This window comes from Turicibacter sp. H121, assembly GCF_001543345.1.
GTDB lineage: Bacteria > Bacillota_I > Bacilli_A > MOL361 > Turicibacteraceae > Turicibacter > Turicibacter bilis.
This window is the reverse complement of record NZ_CP013476.1, coordinates 204,471-226,272: the sequence shown is the minus strand read 5'-3', so window position 1 is coordinate 226,272 and position 21,802 is coordinate 204,471. Positions and strand designations below refer to the sequence as shown.

Sequence of the window (21,802 nt, the reverse complement as noted above, 5' to 3'; positions counted from 1 at the left end):
TGTTAAAAGAGGACAATTCGATTGAAATAGACGTCAAGTTTTGCATATGATATAATATAATCAATGAGAATTATTATCAATCAAAAGGAGACATGATGATGACTTTATCGACATTAAAAAAAGGTGAGAGTGCGTTAATTTTAGATTTTAAAGATTTGTCAGATAGTTTCAGCCGTCGACTTTATGACGTGGGAATTTCCATTGGCTCAGAAGTTACGATGTTAAATATTTTAAACTTTGGACAATTATTTTATATTTCAATTGATGATGTTGATTTTTGTATCCGAAAACAAGATGCTAAAAGGATAACTGTTGAAAAAATATAAGGAAAATTAGGAGGTGAGTTGCTTGCGTTTAATGTTAATTGGAAATCCTAACGTGGGTAAAACAACGTTATTTAATAGCTTAACAGGAGCGAATGCTCATGTTGGGAACTGGAGTGGAGTCACAGTTGATAAACTGGTAGGGAGTATTAAAAAAACGAATGATGAGCTAATCGACTTACCAGGAACTTATAGTGTGACGCCAAGTAGTGAAGATGAGGGAGTGGTGACTTATGCCCTTTTAAATGAGTCATATGATGGGCTTTTAAATATTGTCGATGCAACGCATTTAAAGCGTAATCTTCATTTAACGATTCAGTTGCTAGAAGCAAATGTTCCTATCTTAGTGGCCATGAACATGATGGATGCTCTTCATAGAAAGGGATTAAATTTAAACCTTGAGAAATTAGAAAAAATGCTCGGAGTTGATGGAGTCCTTATTTCTGCTCGTAAAAATGAAGGAATTGATGAAGTGATTCATCAATTACCCACATTAACACTAAAAAAACCATTTCGTCTATATTATGGTGTCACAATTGAAACAGCTATTTCTCAGATTTTATCGCTTCTTCGTGAGACTCCTCAACATTTAGATGCCCGTTGGATTGCGATTCAGGCATTAGAGGGAAATGAGGGAATTTATCAATCACTATCTCTTGCAAATGAAGTATCCATTCGTGCGATTGTGGAGGAAACTGAACGAAAAATTATAAATGAAAAAGTGGCTTTATCGTTAAAAGGTGCTATTTTTAATAAGCGACGCGAATTTATTCATCAACTTTATCGTGAGTGTATGCAGACGATTCCTGGTTTTAAAGTTGAAACGAAGCCTAAGTTAACGAAGGTCGATCGTTATTTAACACATCCGATTATCGGAACGTTGATTTTTCTCGTCCTTATGTTTTTAATTTATGTGGTAACGTTTGATTTAGTAGGAAATCCAATCTCCGATGGATTTAGTGCCGTATTAGATGAATGGATTGTACCGAATCTATCAAACTTCTTAGTGTCATTAGGCGCCAACCCAGATGGTTTCATTTATGGAGCACTCATTGATGGATTAGTTGCAGGGGTAGGAGGTGCGATTGTCTTCTTACCACAAATTTTAATTTTATTCTTCTGTTTATCGCTAATGGAAGCAACTGGATATATGGCGCGAGTTGCGATTGTGATGGATTATATCTTCTCAGGGTTTGGACTAAATGGGAAGGCGATCGTCCCGCTTGTGACTGGATTTGGGTGTAATGTTCCTGCGATTATGGCGACGCGTACGATTCCTGATCGGAATGAACGTATCAAAACGATGATGGTGATTCCATTTATGTCGTGCTCTGCTCGTTTACCGGTTTATGTCTTATTTGTTGGAATGTTCTTTGCGAAGTATCAATCTCTTATTATTATGGGATTATATTTACTTGGTATTGTGATTGCTTTATTAAGTGCAAAACTGTTATCAGTTTCAATCTTTAAAAAGACAGAAGATAATTTTATTTTAGAGGTTCCACCATATCGTGTTCCACAAGTCAAAAATTTAATTAGCCAGACGCTTAATCGTGGAAGTGATTTTATTCATACGGCTGGGAAATTTATTGTCTTAGGATCGGTTATTTTATGGTTATTACAAGAGATGGGGCCAGCAGGATTACATGTAGCGAGTGATGAAAGTTATTTAGCAATGTTAGGTAGTGTCTTAGCTCCGTTATTTCTTCCTCTTGGCTTTGGAACATGGCAAGCAGCTAGTAGTTTAGTAGTAGGATTTTTAGCGAAAGAATTAGTGGCCTCATCTATGCTAATTATTTGTGGGGCGGAAGCGGGGATTTTAACGTTATTTACACCACTTCAAGCCTTTAGTTTTTTAGTGTTCTCTTTACTTTATATTCCTTGTCTATCAACGGTGGGGGTCATGTATCAAGAAACGAAATCAGCTAAGACAACAGCGTTAATGGTTGCGTTTGGATTAATTGTTGCTTACCTCGTTAGTTTAATTGTTTATCAGTTAGGATTGATCATTGTATAATAGGGACTTTTTATAACTTCTTTTGAATAGAAATTTAGGCTATAAAAAAATCACGACATCAAATGTGTCGTGATTTTTTTAAGTTAAAAATAAGGTGATAAAAACTAATACGGTTGAAATGAAGTTTTGTACAGCGTGTACACCAATTGAATACCAAATATTTTGATGACGATAATAGGTATATCCTAATGCAATCCCCATCGCCATGTATTGAATAATATAGATGAAATCTCCTGCACTAATGACGTGAATCATTCCAAATAAGAAACTACTTAGGAAGATTCCGAGCCATGGATGTTTAAGAAGCCCTCGCATAATAGTGAAGCGGAAAACAACTTCTTCGGCTAGAGGGGCACATAAAATCGTCATACTTGCCATTAAAATCGGATGGAATTCCATAAGATTCGTAATGACTTGTTGATTGATTGATGACTCAGCTGATTGGGTAAAGAAGATGACAATCATACCTGAAACGTATGACGCTGCAAATAAAAGACACCAACTAACTGCCACTCCTTTTATGAAGTGTTTAATGGAAGTAATTTTTTTAAATTGCTCAGCTAGCTCACGACCAAAGAATGCGATGGAAACAATGACTAAAACGATATAAGAAATTAAGTTTGCAAACACTTGAATATCTACATCGTTTGTGCAAAATGTGGCTAATAAGTGAAATGAAATCGTTGGTAATAAAAACATCACAAAGATATAAGTAAAGATTAATAAGGTTGACTTTGCTTGACGTAAATTCATTTGACACCTCCCAATAAATCATGATTGTTATGATTTATTATAGCATATCACCCTTTAAAAAGAAATAAGACAGCCGTTGTTTAAAAACAGAGAAAACATCGACATAAAGTTCTTTTTTAGAGAAATACTGTCTTGGTTCGCATGTATGTTAAATTAGACATACTTCAGCCCCACTTTTTTGATAGGTGAGAATGCTTTTGAAAGCTGCTGGAAAAGTTTTAAGTTTGTGAATGGATGGAGAAATTTTGAGGGAATGGTAAACAAACCATTTAAATGATTTTAACTGATTTTATTTATTGAGATGATTGGATGTGGGAATCTTAAGAGTGAAATAGTCGTTCTTCTTTTTTGATACTAAGACATCTCATAGTTTCGATGGGTTCCCTTCCATTTCCAATAGAAATATGTCTTCTACTGTCAGGGCGTAGTTAGTTTTTACAATGATAGATCAATGAATGGTTGAAAGACTGAAGGTGGTCTTTCTTTTTTTGTTGAATAAAAAACTTTTTTGTATTACCATAATAAAGATAGTGTTAGTTAGCAATTGGCCCTTCGTTAGCGCTAAGCTAACAAAGCGTGCCACTCGCATAGAGGAGGTTTTAAATCATGGATTTTTTACAAGTTGGAAAAATCGTCAACACTCATGCTTTACAAGGTGAAGTGAAAGTTGTTTCAAATAGTGATTTTAAAGAGGATCGTTTTAAAAAAGGAAGTCAATTAGTGATTGATTTTAATGGAGAATATGTGGATGTGACAGTGGCAACGCATCGCGTTCATAAAGGAGCCGACTTATTAAAATTTAAACATTTAAATTCTATTAATGATGTTGAAAAGTATAAAGGATGTGCATTATTAGTTTCAGCAGATGATTTAGAAGAATTAGATGAAAATGAATTCTATTACTTTGAAATTATCGGATGTCAAGTCGTAACGACGGATGGAGAAACAATCGGAGAGATTAGTGAAATTTTAGAAACAGGTGCAAATGATGTTTGGGTCGTTAAACGTCCTGGACAAAAAGATGCCTTAATTCCTTATATTGAAGATGTAGTTAAAGCGGTCGATATCGAAACGAAACAAGTAACAATTCAAGTGTTAGAAGGGTTATTATAATGAAAATTGATGTTTTAACGTTATTTCCAGAAATGTTTTCAGGTGTTTTTAATGACTCGATTTTAAAACGTGCTCAAGAGCGCGGAGCTGTTGAGTTAAATACAGTTAATTTCCGTGATTTCTCAACGAATAAGCATAAAAAGGTTGATGATTATCCGTATGGTGGGGGAGCGGGAATGTTACTAGCTCCACAACCAATTTTTGACGCGGTTGAATCCGTGTGCCAAAACACCAAGGCAAAGCCACGTATTATTTTAATGTGTCCACAAGGTGAGCGATTTACGCAAGCTAAAGCAGAGGAGTTAGCGAAAGAAGAGCATTTAATCTTTATTTGTGGTCATTACGAAGGATTTGATGAGCGAATTCGTGAACATTTAGTGACGGATGAATTATCATTAGGTGATTATGTTCTAACAGGCGGAGAGTTAGCTGCCATGGTAATGACTGATGCAGTCGTTCGCTTACTTCCAGATGTATTAGGGAAACAAGAGTCTCATGAAAATGATTCATTTTCAATGGGGTTACTAGAATTTCCACAATACACACGTCCTGTTGATTTTAGAGGCATGATGGTTCCACCTGTGCTAACGTCAGGAAATCATAAAGAGATTGAGAAGTGGCGTCATGAACAGTCGTTATATCGCACGTATACACGTCGACCTGATTTGTTAGACAGTCGTGAATTAACCGATCATGAAAAAATATTAATTGAAAAATTTAAACAACAATCATAAGATAGAGAGCTAATCGCGAAGTCGATTGGCTCTTTTTTAGACAGAGTTTGACAATTAAGGAAAGTATTAAAAGATTTTTAGACAGTTGTAAATAAAAAAAGAAGATTTTTGCGAATAATTATAAAAAATCATTGAATTAACGAGACGATTGTGATATGATTTCAAACGTGCCAAAGAGCACTACCCCAAGTTCCGCTGAATTAGCAAACTAATTGAATGAACTTGCGTAATGAAGGAGCGTGAGATTAATGAGTCAACAATTAATCAATGAATTAACACAATCATACTTAAAAACAGATTTACCAGAATTCCGCGCAGGAGATAACGTACGTGTACACGTTCGTATCAAAGAGGGTAACCGTGAGCGCGTTCAGGTATTCGAAGGTTTAGTATTAAAACGTCAAAATGGTAACGGAATTAGCGGAACTTTCACAGTTCGTAAGATTTCTTTCGGATGTGGAGTTGAGCGTACATTCCCATTACACACACCAATCATCGAAAAAATCGAAGTTACTCGTCGTGGTAAAGTTCGTCGTGCAAAACTTAACTACATCCGTAGCTTATCAGCTAAAGCTGCTCGTATCAAAGAGCGTCGATAATTTTACTTTTTCAAAACAATTACCTCAATTGCAATCAAGATGCCCTAAAAACTTAGTTTTAGGGCATCTTTTTTTTATGAAATACTTCAACTTTATGGTAAAATTAACAGTAAACTGTATGTTCAAACTGGCTTTAGCTAATACTAGAGGGTAATGTTCAATCAGATTATCAGCTAAGTCAGGTTGTTAACTGAAAATATAATGGTGGAGTGAAGGGAATGAAAAAAGTATTTAGTGAGATTTTTGATTGGGTAAAGACATTTGTTATTATTTTTATTGCCGTAACGCTCATTCATAAATATGTGTTTACTCCAGTAAAAGTAGATGGACCATCCATGTATCCAACGTTGCATGACGGAGATTCTGTTATTTTATGGGAGCTTGGGTATGAGCCTGAGCCATTTGATGTGATTGTTTTTGAATATTCACCAGATGTTTATTACGTGAAACGTGTCATTGGTGTTCCAGGTCAAACTGTCTCATATCATCAAGATCAACTTTATATTGATGGGGAACCGATTGAGGAACCTTATCTTGACGAAGGAAAATTACTCGTTTCTTATAGTGGTGAATTTACTTGGGATTTTACTTTGCAAGAAATTTGTCAATTTGATCCATGTGACGTCATTCCAGAAGGCTATTATTTAGTGCTTGGGGATAATCGTCCGCATAGTAAAGATAGTCGTCATATTGGTTTAATTAGTGAAGATCAGATTCTAGGTAAAGCAACATGGATTCAATGGCCACTATCAAGTTTTGGTCGAATTGAATAGTTTGAAGCAGGTAGAAGAAGTGACGTTTTTAATGTCAGTGAGTGAAATGAAATAGGGATTAGATTAAACATGGTGAGATGAAGTCAATCTTAGGTGAAGTCTTTGATTGGATTAAGACATTTATGATCATTTTGATTGCAGTAACTATCGTTCATCGATTTATTTTTACCCCGGTAAAGGTGGATGGTGCATCGATGTATCCAACGTTACATGATGAGGATACCGTTATCTTGTGGTAGCGTGGTTATGAGCCAAATGCATTTGATGTGGTTGTGTTTGAAGTATCCACGGATAAATATTATGTCAAACGAATTATTGGACTACTCGTTCAAACGATAGCTATTGATCAAAATTAACTTTATATGGATGGGGAATCAATTGAGGAACCTTATCTTGATGAAGGGAAATCACTCATTTCATCTAATGGACTGTTTACGTAGGATTTTACATTACAAGAGATTTGTCAATTTAATCCGTGTGAGGTAATTCCTGAGGGGTATTATTTAGTGCTTGGAGATAATCGTCCGCATAGTTTCGATAGTCGTCAAATTGGATTAATCCATCAAGATCAAATTTTAGGTCAGGTCATATGGACACAATGGCCAGTTTTACATTTTGGTAAAATCGAATAATTAGGTAGGAATTAAAGTTTTAAATGGTGATAACCTACTATTAGGTTAAAAAACAACTTAGGGAGTGACAAGATGACAGTACAATGGTTTCCAGGGCATATGGCAAAAGCCCGTCGTCAAATTCAAGAAAAATTACAATTAGTTGATATCGTTTATGAGTTGCTAGATGCACGTATTCCATATTCATCGAGTAATCCAATGATGAATGAAATTATTAAACATAAACCGAAATTAATCATTTTAAATAAAGCGGATATTGCAGATCCTAATGTCACACAACAATGGTTAAATTATTTTAAACAAAAAGGTCAACCCGTCATTACGATTGATGCGCTTCATCAAAATGCCATCAAGCAAATTACGGAAGCTTCAAAAGAAATCCTAAAAGAGAAGTTTGAAAAAGAAAAAGCGAAAGGATTACGTCCGCGTCCAATTCGTGCGATGATTTTAGGAATTCCTAACGTTGGGAAATCAACGCTAACTAATAATCTAGCGAAACGTAAAGCGGCACAAACTGGAGATCGTCCAGGGGTTACAAAAGCACAACAATGGATTAAAGTTGAAAAAGAATTAGAATTATTAGATACACCAGGAGTATTATGGCCAAAGTTTGAAGAAAAACGTGTAGGTTATAATTTAGCTGTTACTGGTGCCATTAAAGATACGATTTTACATTTAGATGATATTATTTTGTATGCTTTAGATTATTTAATTGCACATTATCCAGATCGTTTAGTTGAACGTTATAACTTAAGTGGTCAGTTTGAAGATAAAGTTGCTGTATTAGATGAGATTGGACAAAAGCGTGGATTTTTACAATCAGGTGGCTATGTGGATTATGATAAAGTTTACGAGATTTTACTTCGTGAAATTCGTAGTGTGAAATTAGGACGCTTATCATTTGAGTTACCTAGTGATATTCCAACATCAGAAGAAAAATAAAGACATAAAAAGAGTCGTTGGATTCAATCTTGTTTGAATCATCGACTCTTTTTTTAAAATTAAGATGTAGTTAAAGGAAAAAAATACAAAAAATGACTAATATCATGAAAATTAGTCTATAATGTGAGGGTTAGTAAACTATTTGTGAAAAATAGTAAAAATTAACTAGAATCCACCTTAGAATGATGTTAAAATAAGAAAGAACGAAAAAAAACAGTTTTCTCTACAAAAAAAGACATAAATTTGAACATAGTTGACTAATGTAAAAAACATTGATAGAATAAATAAGTTATCGCTTTTTACTTTAGAAAGGTGAGCTGCTCAATGATGGAAAAGTATACGGTAGATGAAATAAAAAAAATATTACAACAAGATGTAGTTGATGAAGCTTTTGTTGAACGATTAAAATCCGATGAACGTAGTGGTGTTCAAAAGCTTGTTAAACAATATGAAAATAAAATGCAAAAGGAATATGACGAATTCCAAAAATTTATTACCATGTCGATTTATGAAAATGAGCTTCGCTATAGTGGTGTTGAACTGATTGCAGGTATCGATGAGGTAGGACGTGGACCGTTAGCTGGGCCCGTCATTGCAGCAGCTGTCGTTTTACCAGCTGATTGCTGGTTATTTGGAATTGATGATTCGAAAAAGTTATCAGAAGCTAAGCGTTTATATTTTTATGAAGAAATAAAAAAACATGCGATCAGTATTGGCGTTGGAATTTGTACCAGTGAAGAGATTGATCGATTAAATATTTATGAGGCGACTAAAGTAGCAATGGAACGTGCGATTGCAAAAATGGATCCTAAACCGCAGCATTTATTACTAGATGCGATGACGTTACCGAATGTAAATATCCCTCAAACGCCAATTATTAAAGGAGATTCAAAAAGTGTCTCAATTGCTGCAGCAAGTATTATTGCTAAAGTGACACGTGATGCCTATATGAAGCGACTAGGACAAAAATATCCAGCTTATGGATTTGAACGTCATGTTGGTTATGGAACAAAGGAACATTTAAAAGCCATTGAAGAAAATGGAATTATTTCAGAGCATCGTCAATCTTTTGAACCGATTCGCTCAAAATTTTAGAAGAGATTACTTTTTGTAATCTTTTTTATTTTAACAAAGAAATGAGTGACGATGAGCGTACATTAACTTAGGTGATTAAAATGGAATTACGAGAAAAATTAATTGCATTAAGTGTTTTAAAAAATGGTAATTGGTTTAAAATGTATGATGTTTTAAAAGATGATATTAAGTTGAAGCAAATCACACAAGAGCAAGTGACACAAGCTAAGTTAAAATTAGGAGAAAGCAAAGTATTAACGGTGTTAGATGAGGAGTATCCATCCCTTTTCAAAGAGATGATTCGTCCGCCGTTTGTGTTGTATTATCAAGGTGATTTGATGCTATTAAAGAAGAAAAAATAGGAGTGATGGGGAATCGTAGGCCCTCCGCTTATGGAATGGAATCATGTAAAGCCATTGTTGGAAATTTGTTATCACAGGATGTCGCTATTGTAGGAAATTTACAACTTGGAATCGATGCTATTGCCCATTTGTTGTCGGTTAGAAGTGGAAAAACCATTGCCCTTTTATCGTCGGGCTTTTTACATGTCTATCCGCAAGAAAACTTTGAGCTTTATAAACGGATTGCTCGAGATCATCTGGTGATGACTGAATATCCACCACATGTTTATCCAAGTGCACCTCAGTTTTATCGAGCTCATCAATTGGTGCAAGAATTAAGTGAGGTGATGGTCGTTATTGAAGCGGTCAAAGAAGATAAGCGCTTAAAACTTGCGCAACAGCTAGTCGAGGAGGGAAAAGTGGTTTATGCTCTACCAGCTCCGTATAACTCTATTCATTCTGAAGGAAGTTTAAACTTAATTAAGAATGGCGCTTATTGTTTGACACATTATCAGGACGTTCTTAATATGTTAGATTGGGTGCATAGTGAAGAGTAAGGTAGCTAGATTAATAAGATGTGTCATTGATGAAATCTGATTTTAGAATCACCTCTAAAGTCAGATTTTTTTATATTCGCAGAAAATACGACAGTATCTATTTTTTTCTGCATTCTGAGATGATTTATTCGACTTAAATCAGGATGAGAGGAAAAAGAATGGAGCATGGAAATGGATGGATCACGGGGTGAAATTGCTAGAATGAGTTGAAAAAAATCAATAGTAGGTATAAAAAGAGACATTGGTGAAACAGTAATTTTGAATGAATCTATAGATGAAAAAAGTAAAAGACCCTCATGTTTATCTGTAATTTATAATGAAATTGTTGACAAGAGGAAAAGAAACCAGTAATATTTTTTGTGTTTTATTTTGACTATTTGCTACAGATAAGCGTTGAATGAATCAGCAGACTCATTGAATGTTTTTAAAATAAAGTCGAATAATAGATGAAAGATTAACTTAGCTAAGTTTAGAAGCTAAGCCGGTTATTAGTTATTGAGATAGAAAAGGTGATAGGTATGGGGAAAAATTTAGTAATTGTAGAGTCGCCTGCTAAAGCTAAAACGATTGAAAACTACTTAGGATCAGATTATGTGGTTCTATCAAGCGTTGGTCATATTCGAGATTTAGCAACGACAGGTCCAGGAGGTTTAGGTGTGGATGTTGAAGACCACTTTAAACCCAACTATAAAAACGTAACAGGAAAATCAAAGGTCATTAAAGAATTAAAACAAGCAGCTAAAAATTCAGATGCTGTTTACCTCGCAACTGACCCCGACCGCGAGGGAGAGGCGATTAGTTGGCATTTAGCAGATGTTTTAGGACTTGATGTTGATTTAGAGCGTCGAGTAGTATTTAATGAGATTACAAAAGATGCGATTTTAGAAGCATTCAAACATCCACGTGCGATTGATATGGATTTGGTTCGCTCTCAAGAAAGTCGTCGTATTTTAGACCGCATTATTGGATTTAAATTAAGTAAGTTATTACAAAGTAAAATCAAAAGTAAAAGTGCGGGACGAGTTCAATCAGTAGCATTGAAGTTAATTGTTGAACGTGAGAAAGAAATTCAAAAATTCGTTAGTGAAGAATACTGGTCAGTTCATGCTATGTTTGAGCGGGAAAGTGCAAAAATTGAAGCAGAATTAGTAAAGAAAGCTAATAAGAAGATTTCAATTGCGAATGAAGATGAAGTCAAAGCCATCTTAGCTGAATTAAGTGATCCTTATGTAGTGGAAAAGGTTGAAAAGAAAAAAAAATCAAAACAACCGAAGTTACCATTTATCACTTCAACTCTTCAACAAGAAGCTGCAAGTAAATTAGGTTATAATGCGAAGAAGACAATGACAATTGCTCAAAAATTATACGAGGGGGTTAATATCGGTTCCGAAACTGTTGGATTAATTACATATATGCGTACCGACTCGACTCGTTTAGCCGATAACTTCGTTGATGCAACTAAGTCATTTATTAAACAAAATTATGGTGCAAATTATGTTAAAACAGGAAGTACAAATGCGAAGAAAGTTAAAAATGCACAAGAAGCGCATGAGGCTATTCGCCCATCATCAGTCGCGCGTACACCAGAAGAGATGAAACCTTATTTAAAACGTGATGAACTGCGTTTATATAAACTCATTTGGGAACGTGCTGTTGCGAGCTTAATGAAAAGTGCAACAGTTGAAGCGACAACGATTGAAGTTCGCTCAAATGATTACTTATTCCGCGTTAACGGTCAAGTGCTAGTGTTTGATGGATATTTACGTGTCTATAGCTATGAAGAAACAAAAAATGCAGCTTTACCACGTTTAAGTGAAGGGGATACGTTAGCGTTAGTTGATGTTGAACCACAACAACATTTTACTCAACCACCTGCTCGTTATAGCGAAGCGAAATTAATTAAGGAAATGGAAGAGTTAGGGATTGGACGTCCATCGACTTATGCACAAACAATGGAGACGTTAAAAAATCGAGGTTACGTGACACTTGAGGATAAAAAGTTTAAGCCAACGGATCAAGGAATTTTAACAAGTGAGAAATTAGCTGAATTCTTCTCTGAGTTTATTAATGTGGAGTATACTGCAGAGATGGAAAATAATTTAGATGAAATTTCAAAGGGACAAAAAGTTTGGTACGATGAATTAAAAGTCTTTTACGATCATTTTATGCCAATGCTTGAAGATGCTCAAAAAAATATGGAGAAAATTGCTCCAGTTGAAATTGGGGAGGAATGTCCAGAATGTGGTAGTCCACTTGTCATTCGTCGTGGGCGTTACGGTGAGTTTGTCGCATGTAGTGGCTATCCGACATGTAAGTATATTAAAAAGGAAACAAAAGAAGAGGCTGCACCCGTTTCGACAGGAGTTAAATGTCCGAAATGTGAAAAAGGTGAAATCGTTGAAAAGAAAACACGCCGTGGAAAAGTCTTCTATGGATGTAATCAATATCCAAGCTGTGATTATGCACTTTGGCATAAACCAGTTGATAAGAAATGTCCAAAATGCGATAGCTTGTTAGTCGTTAAAGGGAAGAAAAATGAAATTCAATGTCCGAATAAGGAATGTGACTATAAAGAAGAATAATCAAAAGCCCACCTTTTAGAAGGTGGGTTTTTAAAGCAAACAGACAGAGGGTAAAAGTTTATGTTATAATAAAGTCATTCAGGATCTTAAGTTAATAGGCAAAAGAGATTGGCTTAAGCAGATGAAGAAAAGTTCAAGGAATTCTCCCGCTTCATCGCCTTGATTTGAGATTTGTCGTATTAGCGCCGGGCTTATTGCAAAATGTATTAGCAGAATCCGTAATTTATGATATAATTCTCATTTGTAACCATGTGTTAATTCGCAACTTAGGAGGCAAGTTAAAATGAAATTTGTAAATGTTATTGGAGCGGGTTTAGCTGGTTCGGAAGCCGCTTATCAATTAGCTAAACGTAGAATTCAAGTTAAGTTATATGAAATGCGCCCAGTGAAAAATACACCTGCGCATCACACACAAAACTTCGCAGAGTTAGTTTGTTCAAATTCACTTCGTGCAGATGGGTTAGCAAACGCTGTTGGAGTATTAAAAGAAGAGATGCGTATTTTAGATTCATTAATCATGAAGGCAGCCGATGCGAATGCGGTTCCTGCAGGTGGAGCATTAGCAGTTGACCGTGAAGGATTTTCAGGACAAATTACAGAATTCTTAAGTAATCATCCAAATATTGAAGTCATTCGTGAAGAGTTAACTGAAATTCCTGAGGGACCAACGATTGTTGCAACAGGACCATTAACGAGTGATGCTTTAAGTGCATATATTCGTGAAATGACAGGACATAACTCATTCTACTTCTATGATGCAGCAGCTCCAATTATTGAAAAAGATTCAATTAATTTTGATAAAGTTTATTTAAAATCTCGTTATGACAAAGGAGAAGCCGCTTATTTAAACTGTCCAATGTCAGAAGAAGAGTTTAATGCTTGGCATGAAGCTTTAATCAATGCAGAAGTCGTTCCAGTTAAAGAATTTGAAAAAGAAGTCTTCTTTGAAGGATGTATGCCAATCGAAGTAATGGCGAAACGTGGTCGCCAAACGGTTTTATTTGGACCAATGAAACCGGTAGGGCTTGAAGATCCAAAAACAGGAGAGACACCTTATGCTGTTGTTCAGTTACGTCAAGATAATGCAGCGGGAACTTTATACAACTTAGTAGGATTCCAAACGCATTTAAAATGGGGAGAACAAAAACGTATTGTTCAAATGATTCCGGGATTAGAAAATGCTGAAATCGTACGCTATGGAGTTATGCATCGTAATTCATTCATTAACTCACCAGTATTACTTCGCCCAACATACCAATTTAAAACACGTGAAGATTTATTCTTTGCGGGGCAATTAACAGGGGTTGAAGGATACGTTGAATCGGCAGCATCAGGAATGGTAGCTGGAATTAACATGGCGAAATACATGTTAGGTGAAGAATTAATTGAATTCCCACGTGAAACAGCTATGGGATCAATGGCTTACTATATTACTCATACGTCTCAAGATGGTTTCCAACCAATGAATGCGAACTTCGGATTATTCTTAGACTTACCAGGACGTGTTAAGAAAAAAGAGAAAAAAGCTCTTTATGCTGCACGCGCCATTGAAAAAATCAATGAATGTAAAGAATTAATCTAATCATTGATCAGTGTGAGGGAGAATTTGTTCTTTGGTGAATCTGAAGACTTTCAGCCTCTTTATCTGCTAAATGAAGAAGAAAAATAGCTTCAGGCAATTAAATAAACGATGAAGGAAAACAGTACAATAAGTACTGTTTTCTTTATACGTAGAGGGAGTGAGGAATAATGAGAGAACTGGTTAATCGTTATCTAGAGTATTTAACGTACGAGAAGCGTTATTCAACTCATACGATTTTAAATTACAAAAAAGACTTAGAGGAATGGCAATCTTTTTGTAAGCAGGAGCTGATTGAGCCGTTAGATGTGGAGTATAGCGAAGTCCGTGCGTATTTAAATTATTGCTACACGCATCAATTGAATCGAAGTACAGTGAGTCGTAAACTTTCATCTTTACGTTCGTATTATCAGTTCTTATTAAAGGAGGGTGTCATTTCTCATAATCCTTTTTCGATGATTAAGGCACCTAAAGGAGGACAAGTTTTACCAAAGTTTTTATATGAGGAAGAAATGGTTGCCTTATTTGAAAGTATTGATCAATCAACGGTACTAGGATGTCGAAATTATGCATTATTGGAAATCCTATATGCCACAGGTATCCGTGTTTCAGAGTGCTGTGGCTTAACCTTAAAACAATTAGATTTTGAAACAGGGATGATGTTAGTACACGGTAAGGGTGGGAAAGATCGATATATTCCATTAGGGGAATTTGCAGTGGAATCAATCCAAGCATATTTACAACAGAGTCGACCTAGGTTACTAAAAAAATCAAAGATTGAAACCGATTATTTATTTTTGAATCATTATGGACTGCCATTAACAGAACGAGGGGTAAGAGATATTTTAAATCGATTAACGAAACAAACGGCAAATCATATTAAGTTGGCTCCACATATGATTCGCCATACGTTTGCGACACATTTATTAAATCATGGAGCAGATTTGCGGGCTGTGCAAGAACTGTTAGGTCATGAGCATTTATCGAGCACTCAAATTTATACGCATGTTTCGAAAGAACATTTAAAGCAAGCCTATGCGTTAGCACACCCGCGCGCTAAAAAGATGGAAAATAAATGAAAACAAATTCGCTAGATGTATCAGATGAGGAATAAATTTGCTATAATGTAAAAGTAACAGTGTAAGAGTAACAATTAGAATGGAGTGAGAGAAGATGGTCAGTTTAACGAGTTTGGTTTTGGGGATTCCTTTCACATGGCTATGGTTTTGGATTGCTATTGCCTTTGCTGTTATTGAAGCATTGACTTTAGGGATTGTTTCAATTTGGTTTGCAATCGGAGCTTTAGTTGCCATGTTATTTGCCTTTGTTATTGATTCATTTATAGTTCAACTCCTTATCTTTTTGGGAGTCTCATTAGTCTTAGTGGCGACCACTCGAAAAGTAGCTGTTGAAAAGTTAAAAATCGGTCAAGTCAAAACAAATGTTGATGAGTTGATTGGAAAAGAAGCTGTGGTAGTAAAAGAGATTAGGCCTTATACGACCGGTGAAGTAAAGCTTGATGGTAAAGTATGGCGTGCGATGTCAGAAAGTAAACAAGTATATAAAGTAGATGAAATTGTGACTGTGTTACGTATTGAAGGAGTCACAATGATCATTAAATAAAGGGAGATGGAAAAATGGCTTATTTTATCATTGCTATTGTGGTTGTTATTATTATTTTAGTAGCAGCTAACATTAAAGTGGTACCTCAGGCAAATGCCTATGTTATTGAGCGCTTCGGTGCTTATGCTGCAACTTGGACTGTTGGGCTTCATGTTAAAATTCCAATTATGGATCGCGTTGCAAATAAAGTGTTATTAAAAGAACAAGTTATTGATTTTAGACCACAACCCGTTATTACAAAAGATAACGTGACGATGCAAATCGATACAGTTGTCTTCTTCCAAATTACAGATCCTAAATTATTTACGTATGGGGTAAGTAATCCATTTGCTGCTATTGAGAATTTAACAGCAACAACATTACGTAATATCATCGGGGAATTAGAGTTAGATGAAACGTTAACTTCACGTGATATTATTAACTCTCGTATGCGTTCAGTGTTAGATGAAGCCACTGATCCATGGGGAATTAAAATTAACCGTGTAGAAGTTAAAAATATTATTCCGCCACAAGATATTCAAGCGGCCATGGAAAAACAAATGCGTGCAGAACGTGAACGTCGTGAAAAAATCTTACAAGCAGAAGGAGAAAAAACATCTGCAATTTTAAAAGCGGAAGGATTAAAAGAATCACAAATTCTTGAGGCAGAAGCTCGTAAACAAGCCATGATTTTATCGGCAGAAGCAGATAAAGAAGCTGCGATTCGCCGTGCAGAAGGGGAAGCAGAAGCCATTTTAAAAGTTCAAGAAGCAACAGCTGAAGGGCTTCGTATGCTAAATGAATCTCACCCAACAACAGAAGTTTTAACACTTAAATCATTTGAAGCTTTAGCACAAGTAGCAGATGGAAAAGCAACAAAATTAATTATCCCATCTGAAATTCAAAATGTTAGTGGGTTAATTGCTTCACTTGCTGAAACGTCACAAGTGGTTAAAGAAGACTAATTGATACAGAAAAAGACCTTTTAATAAGGTCTTTTTTTTTAGTATAACAGGAAACTTCCTACTATCACTTATTAATAATAGATGTCTTTAATAGACAGGGTCTAAAGATAAGCAGGAAGACTAGAGGGGACTTGGGAAGTGATAAGAGGTAAAGATCTGTAGTAAGAATTTAAACTTTTATTTGTATCATTCATGATAAAGCTGATAATTTAAGTATGTATCATTGGAGCTAAAGTAACCTAACCATATGGGTTACTTCTTTTTGTTTGGTGAGGTATGAGGGTGTTTTTAATGTGAATAATACAAAGGTCGGCACTCCATGAAAAAAGAATAAAAATAAAGGGTTTTTTTTGCATTTTTATATACAAAAAAAACAGTTCGTTTTAGTAGAAAAAGTCGAAAAAAATATGTTATTATAAATTACCGCGTTGAAAGAGAGTCGCTAAAAGGAGTGAGCATATGGAACAGAAATATATTCAGTTAAATAATGAATTAATGCAAAAGAAAGATGGATTTTATCAGTTACAAAAAGATCGTGAAACAGTTCAAGCCTTTTTAGAAGAAGTAGAATCGAAAATGAAGCGATTTGAGACAGAAGCGGCACGTTTACGCTGGCTAATTGATGAGAATTATTATGAAGATTTCTTTAGATTATATGAATTAGACGATATTTTAAGTATTCGTGAGACTGTCTTTTCTTATGAGTTTAAATTTCAATCGTTCATGGCGGTTTCAAAGTTTTATAAAGATTATGCTTTAAAAACAAATGATCATCAGCAATATTTAGAGTATTATGAAGATCGAATTGTAGCAGTTGCATTATACTTAGCGCAAGGGGATGCAAAGAAAGCAATGGATTATGCCGTTGCAATGATTGAGCAGCGCTATCAACCAGCAACACCTACATTTTTAAATGCGGGAAAGGCTCGCCGTGGTGAAATGGTGTCTTGCTTCTTACTAGAGATGGATGATTCACTCAATTCAATTACATATAATATTAATACGTCAATGCAATTATCGAAAATTGGTGGTGGAGTGGCATTAAATTTATCAAAACTTCGTGCGCGTAATGAGTCGATTAAAGGAATTGAGAATGCAGCGAGCGGTGTGTTACCGGTTATGAAATTGTTAGAAGACTCATTCAGCTATGTCAATCAACTTGGTCAACGTCCAGGAGCAGGAGCAGCTTATTTAAATATTTTTCACTGGGATATTGAAGAGTTTTTAGATACAAAGAAGATTAATGCAGATGAGAAAAGTCGAATTCAGACCTTATCGATTGGAGTAGTAGTCCCAAGTAAATTCTTTGAATTGGCCAAAAAGAATGAACCGATGTATGTCTTTGCTCCACATACTGTTTATCAAGCGCTTGGAAAACATTTAGATGATTTAGATTTAGATGTGATGTATGAAGAACTTGTACAAAATGAATCAATTAAAAAACGAGCGTTAGATGCAAGACGTCTATTAACACATATTGCAAAGATGCAATTTGAATCGGGCTATCCGTATATGGTTTTTAAATCAAATTCAAATGATGCTCACGCACTGAAAGAGATTGGGCAAATTAAAATGTCTAATCTTTGTACAGAAATCTTCCAATTACAAGAAACTTCAACGATTAATGATTATGGACAAGAGGATATCATTCGCCGAGACATTAGTTGTAATTTAGGATCATTAAATATTGTCAATGTGATGGAGAAGCAATCGATTCGAGAAAGTGTCTATAGTGGAATGGACGCTTTAACGAGTGTTAGTGAGCTTTCAGCTATTTCCAATGCACCAGGCATTAATAAAGCGAATCATGAATTACATGCTGTTGGATTAGGGTGTATGAATTTACATGGCTTTTTCGCCAAAAATAAAATTGCTTATGAAAGTGATCTTGCGAAAGAATTTGCACGAACATTCTTTATGATGGTGAATTATTATTCAATTGAGCGTAGTATGCAAATCGCGATTGAAAAAGGCCAAAGTTTTACCGGCTTTGAGCAATCTGAATATGCGAATGGTAACTATTTCAAGAATTATCAAGAAATAGATTATACGCCAACTACTGATCGTATTAAAGCATTGTTTGGAGATATGATGATTCCTACAACGGAAGATTGGGCTAAACTTGCGACGGCTGTAAAAGAAAGTGGAATGTATCATGCCTATCGCTTAGCGATTGCCCCAACACAAAGTATTGGTTATGTCCAAAATGCAACGGCAAGTATTTTACCAATCGTTGATTTAGTGGAGCGCCGTACATACGGTAATGCAACGACTTACTATCCAATGCCGTATTTAGGAGAAGATAATATTTTCTTTTATAAATCAGCGTACCATATGAATATGATGAAGGTATTAGAGTTAGTGGCTGAAATTCAACCTCATATTGATCAAGGAATTAGTACGACACTTTATGTCGATAGTAATACGAGTACACGTGAGTTAGTTCGTTACTATTTATATGCACATCATTTAGGATTAAAAAGTTTATATTATACGCGTACAAAAAATCTAGCATTTGAAGAATGTACAACATGTTCAGTTTAAGGGGAAGGGTGAGAAAGGTGAAACAACGATATCAAGCAGTGAATTGGAACGCACCAGATCATCAATTTTATGATGATTTATATTTAAAGCAAACCGAACAGTTTTGGCTACCTGAGGAAATCCCAGTCTCAGAAGATAAATCAACATGGGAAACATTAGCTCCTGAAGTTAAAGTTACGTATGAGCGAATCCTTGCAGGATTAACGTTATTAGATACAGAACAATCGACAGGAATTCAAAAAATTGCTGAAAAATCACCAAGTCTTTTTGTGAAAAGTATTTTAGCGTTATTTGCAGGATTTGAGAGTATTCATGCGAGGTCGTATTCAACTATTTTTCAAACCTTGTGTACGACAGAACGAATTGACGAATTATTTGACTGGATCGAAGAAACAAAATCCCTTCAACAAAAGGTTGATCGGATTATGAAGACTTATTACAGCATTGAAAATGAAGAGTCTCTTTTTATGTCGATGGTAGGTTGTTTATGTTTAGAAGGAGTTTGCTTTTATAGTGGATTCTTTTTACCGTTATGGTTAGCGGGACAAGGGAAAATGGTGAATAGTGGAGAAATTATTAATCTAATTTTACGTGATGAAAAACTTCATACCGTTGGTGTTGGCTTTTTTGCGCAGGAATTATTTGCAACATTTGATGCCGATAAGCAGCAAGAACTTAAAGCAAAAACTTATTCAATGATTCAGGATATTTATGAAATTGAGTGTGATTACTCAAAATTGTTATATAAAGAAATTGGAATGCTAGATGATGTGCAGACGTACATTCAGTATAATGTGAACTATGCATTACAATGCCTGAACTTTGATCCGCTATTTGAAACAACTGAACAAGATATTAATCCAATCGTAATGAATGGAGTTTCAGTTGAAACAAAGAATCATGATTTCTTCTCAACAAAAGGGAATGGTTATATTAAAACGACGAAGGTAGAACCATTACAAGATTCAGATTTTGAGTTTTAATGTGAAGCACGCGTAATAATGATTACAACATAAAACCTGTTTTTTCTACAAAATAAGCTATTTTATAAAAAAGTAGCTTATTTTCTTTGTATAACCAGTCGATTTCGACGTGAAAATGCGTCATTTACCAGAAGAATTTTGTCGAATTTTGAGGGATTCGAAAAAACATTACGAATGGCGTCAAAATCATGGAAAAAAATACATAATACTGTTGATTTTGACTGTTACATTGGATAAAATTTGTTTATAGTCATAGGGAGAAAACAGGTAACGAGGTGATATTGTGCAAACAATTTTGTTGGTTAGTGTCATCATAATCATATTATTAATTGGATTAGGAATGTTAATCTATTTCTTGATTCCAAAACAAGGTGAACAACAGCAAGTTAAGGATGAAATTGAGGAACACTTCGTAACTGATGAGCAGTATTCAAATGAGCGAGTGACTGTTGTCGATGTGCAATTTAAAGGATATAATGGAAAATTTACATATGCAGTGATGCAACAAGAAATTAGAAAGGGACAATATGTATTAGTTTTAACACAGGATGGAATTCGTTGTGCAAAAGTAATTACGGATCCAAAAAGTATTAAGACTAATCAACTTTCATTTCCACCATTTTTATTACAAACCATTATTTGTGTAGCAGATGAGGCAGACTTAGAATACTATAATTAGGTAAATAGAAGATGATAACCTCACTAAAACTTTCTCGTTGAGAAAGTTTTTTTATATAAAGCTAAAAAAATTGAAGATTCGATTGAAAAAAAAGGCGAAGTATGATACATTTATTCATGGCATAAAAATACACACACATATGGAGCGAATTGTCGAGTGCTATGAATTATAGTGGCAATTAGTGATGAAGTATGTGGCGGCCGAACAAATTTAAATTTAGGAGGAACTTACAATGGCTATTATCTCAATGAAGCAATTGTTAGAAGCAGGGGTACACTTCGGACACCAAACTCGTCGTTGGAACCCAAAAATGAAAAAATACATCTACACAGATCGTAACGGAATCTACATCATCGACTTACAAAAAACAGCTAAGAAATTAGATGAAGCATACTACGCTTTACAAGAAGTTGCTAAAGATGGTGGACGTGTTTTATTCGTAGGAACTAAAAAACAAGCTCAAGAAGCTGTTAAAGAAGAAGCTATCCGTGGTGGACAATTCTGGGTTAACCAACGTTGGTTAGGTGGAACTTTAACTAACTTCAAAACTATCCAAGCTCGTATCGCTCGTTTAGAAGAGTTAGAAACTATGGAGCAAGATGGTACTTTCGAAGTATTACCTAAAAAAGAAGTTATCACATTACGTAAAGAAATGGATCGTTTAAATAAATTCTTAGGCGGAATCCGCGATATGAAAGAATTACCAAGCGCAATCTTCGTAATCGATCCTCGTAAAGAGCGTATTGCAATCGCTGAAGCTCGTAAATTAAACATCCCAGTATTCGGTATCGTAGATACTAACTGTGATCCTGAAGATGTTGATTACGTAATCCCAGCTAACGATGACGCTATCCGTGCGGTACGTTTAATCGTTGGTAAAATGGTTGATGCAATCATCGAAGTTAACCAAGGTTCTGCTGAAGAAGTAGCTACTGAAGAAGTAGTTGCTGAAGAAGTAGTAGCAGCTGAGTAATTTGATAATGAATACCTTTTTCTCAATATGAGTTAAA

General features: G+C 35.1%; 18 protein-coding genes and 2 pseudogenes. 19 read left to right on the top strand and 1 reads right to left on the bottom strand.

The genetic code is table 11. The annotated features are described in order from the left end of the window. Positions 1-98 precede the first annotated feature (98 nt). Positions 99-326 carry a FeoA family protein gene (locus tag AT726_RS00995; protein ID WP_055241491.1) on the top strand — a complete coding sequence of 76 codons (228 nt, stop codon included), beginning with the start codon at positions 99-101 and terminating at the stop codon, positions 324-326. A gap of 31 nt (positions 327-357) precedes the next feature. Continuing rightward, entirely contained in the window at positions 358-2,340 is a 1,983-nt protein-coding gene (gene feoB, locus AT726_RS00990; protein WP_237297227.1) for a ferrous iron transport protein B, read from the top strand. Between the two features lie 78 nt (positions 2,341-2,418). Here feoB and AT726_RS00985 read toward each other — a convergent pair whose 3' ends face one another. Further along, positions 2,419-3,093 carry a CPBP family intramembrane glutamic endopeptidase gene (locus tag AT726_RS00985; RefSeq protein WP_068758831.1) on the bottom strand — a complete coding sequence of 225 codons (675 nt, stop codon included), beginning with the start codon at positions 3,091-3,093 and terminating at the stop codon, positions 2,419-2,421. Between the two features lie 606 nt (positions 3,094-3,699). Here AT726_RS00985 and rimM point away from each other — a divergent pair. From rimM to rpsB, 17 genes and pseudogenes are all read left to right on the top strand, one after another. Next, positions 3,700-4,206 carry a ribosome maturation factor RimM gene (gene rimM, locus AT726_RS00980; protein ID WP_055241484.1) on the top strand — a complete coding sequence of 169 codons (507 nt, stop codon included), beginning with the start codon at positions 3,700-3,702 and terminating at the stop codon, positions 4,204-4,206. Further along, positions 4,206-4,940, top strand: coding sequence for a tRNA (guanosine(37)-N1)-methyltransferase TrmD (gene trmD, locus AT726_RS00975; protein WP_055274942.1), 735 nt, complete (start codon positions 4,206-4,208; stop codon positions 4,938-4,940). Before rimM ends, trmD begins: the two co-directional genes overlap by 1 nt. 248 nt (positions 4,941-5,188) lie before the next feature. After that, positions 5,189-5,539 carry a 50S ribosomal protein L19 gene (gene rplS, locus AT726_RS00970; protein WP_055241480.1) on the top strand — a complete coding sequence of 117 codons (351 nt, stop codon included), beginning with the start codon at positions 5,189-5,191 and terminating at the stop codon, positions 5,537-5,539. 218 nt (positions 5,540-5,757) lie between these two features. Continuing rightward, on the top strand, positions 5,758-6,312 hold the full coding sequence (gene lepB, locus AT726_RS00965; RefSeq protein WP_055241478.1) for a signal peptidase I: 555 nt from the start codon (positions 5,758-5,760) through the stop codon (positions 6,310-6,312). A 77-nt stretch (positions 6,313-6,389) separates the two neighbouring features. Beyond that, positions 6,390-6,944 (top strand): annotated as a pseudogene (gene lepB / locus AT726_RS00960) (signal peptidase I). A gap of 72 nt (positions 6,945-7,016) precedes the next feature. After that, on the top strand, positions 7,017-7,886 hold the full coding sequence (gene ylqF, locus AT726_RS00955) for a ribosome biogenesis GTPase YlqF (protein ID WP_055241476.1): 870 nt from the start codon (positions 7,017-7,019) through the stop codon (positions 7,884-7,886). Between the two features lie 324 nt (positions 7,887-8,210). Continuing rightward, the gene (locus AT726_RS00950) at positions 8,211-8,981 is read left to right on the top strand and encodes a ribonuclease HII (protein ID WP_055241474.1); all 771 of its coding nucleotides are present in this window, start codon (positions 8,211-8,213) and stop codon (positions 8,979-8,981) included. A gap of 80 nt (positions 8,982-9,061) precedes the next feature. Next, positions 9,062-9,858: pseudogene (locus tag AT726_RS13520) on the top strand (DNA-processing protein DprA). 518 nt (positions 9,859-10,376) lie between these two features. Then, the gene (topA, locus tag AT726_RS00940; RefSeq protein ID WP_068758830.1) at positions 10,377-12,440 is read left to right on the top strand and encodes a type I DNA topoisomerase; all 2,064 of its coding nucleotides are present in this window, start codon (positions 10,377-10,379) and stop codon (positions 12,438-12,440) included. Positions 12,441-12,723: 283 nt separating this feature from the next. Then, on the top strand, positions 12,724-14,022 hold the full coding sequence (trmFO, locus tag AT726_RS00935) for an FADH(2)-oxidizing methylenetetrahydrofolate--tRNA-(uracil(54)-C(5))-methyltransferase TrmFO (RefSeq protein WP_068758829.1): 1,299 nt from the start codon (positions 12,724-12,726) through the stop codon (positions 14,020-14,022). A gap of 167 nt (positions 14,023-14,189) precedes the next feature. Next, positions 14,190-15,098 (top strand): tyrosine recombinase XerC, encoded by a 909-nt coding sequence (gene xerC / locus AT726_RS00930; RefSeq protein ID WP_055274944.1) that lies wholly within the window; start codon positions 14,190-14,192, stop codon positions 15,096-15,098. Positions 15,099-15,192: 94 nt separating this feature from the next. Continuing rightward, positions 15,193-15,642 (top strand): NfeD family protein, encoded by a 450-nt coding sequence (locus tag AT726_RS00925; protein WP_068758828.1) that lies wholly within the window; start codon positions 15,193-15,195, stop codon positions 15,640-15,642. 14 nt (positions 15,643-15,656) lie between these two features. Beyond that, positions 15,657-16,586 carry an SPFH domain-containing protein gene (locus tag AT726_RS00920; RefSeq protein WP_055241462.1) on the top strand — a complete coding sequence of 310 codons (930 nt, stop codon included), beginning with the start codon at positions 15,657-15,659 and terminating at the stop codon, positions 16,584-16,586. Positions 16,587-17,045: 459 nt separating this feature from the next. Beyond that, complete coding sequence (gene nrdE / locus AT726_RS00915; RefSeq protein ID WP_068758827.1) at positions 17,046-19,130, top strand: class 1b ribonucleoside-diphosphate reductase subunit alpha; 2,085 nt, start codon at positions 17,046-17,048, stop codon at positions 19,128-19,130. Between the two features lie 17 nt (positions 19,131-19,147). Then, positions 19,148-20,113, top strand: coding sequence for a class 1b ribonucleoside-diphosphate reductase subunit beta (gene nrdF, locus AT726_RS00910; RefSeq protein ID WP_055241459.1), 966 nt, complete (start codon positions 19,148-19,150; stop codon positions 20,111-20,113). 283 nt (positions 20,114-20,396) lie between these two features. Continuing rightward, complete coding sequence (locus AT726_RS00905) at positions 20,397-20,792, top strand: hypothetical protein (RefSeq protein WP_055241457.1); 396 nt, start codon at positions 20,397-20,399, stop codon at positions 20,790-20,792. Between the two features lie 232 nt (positions 20,793-21,024). Then, positions 21,025-21,765, top strand: a complete 741-nt coding sequence (gene rpsB, locus AT726_RS00900; protein ID WP_055241456.1) for a 30S ribosomal protein S2 — start codon at positions 21,025-21,027, stop codon at positions 21,763-21,765. Positions 21,766-21,802: the final 37 nt, after the last annotated feature.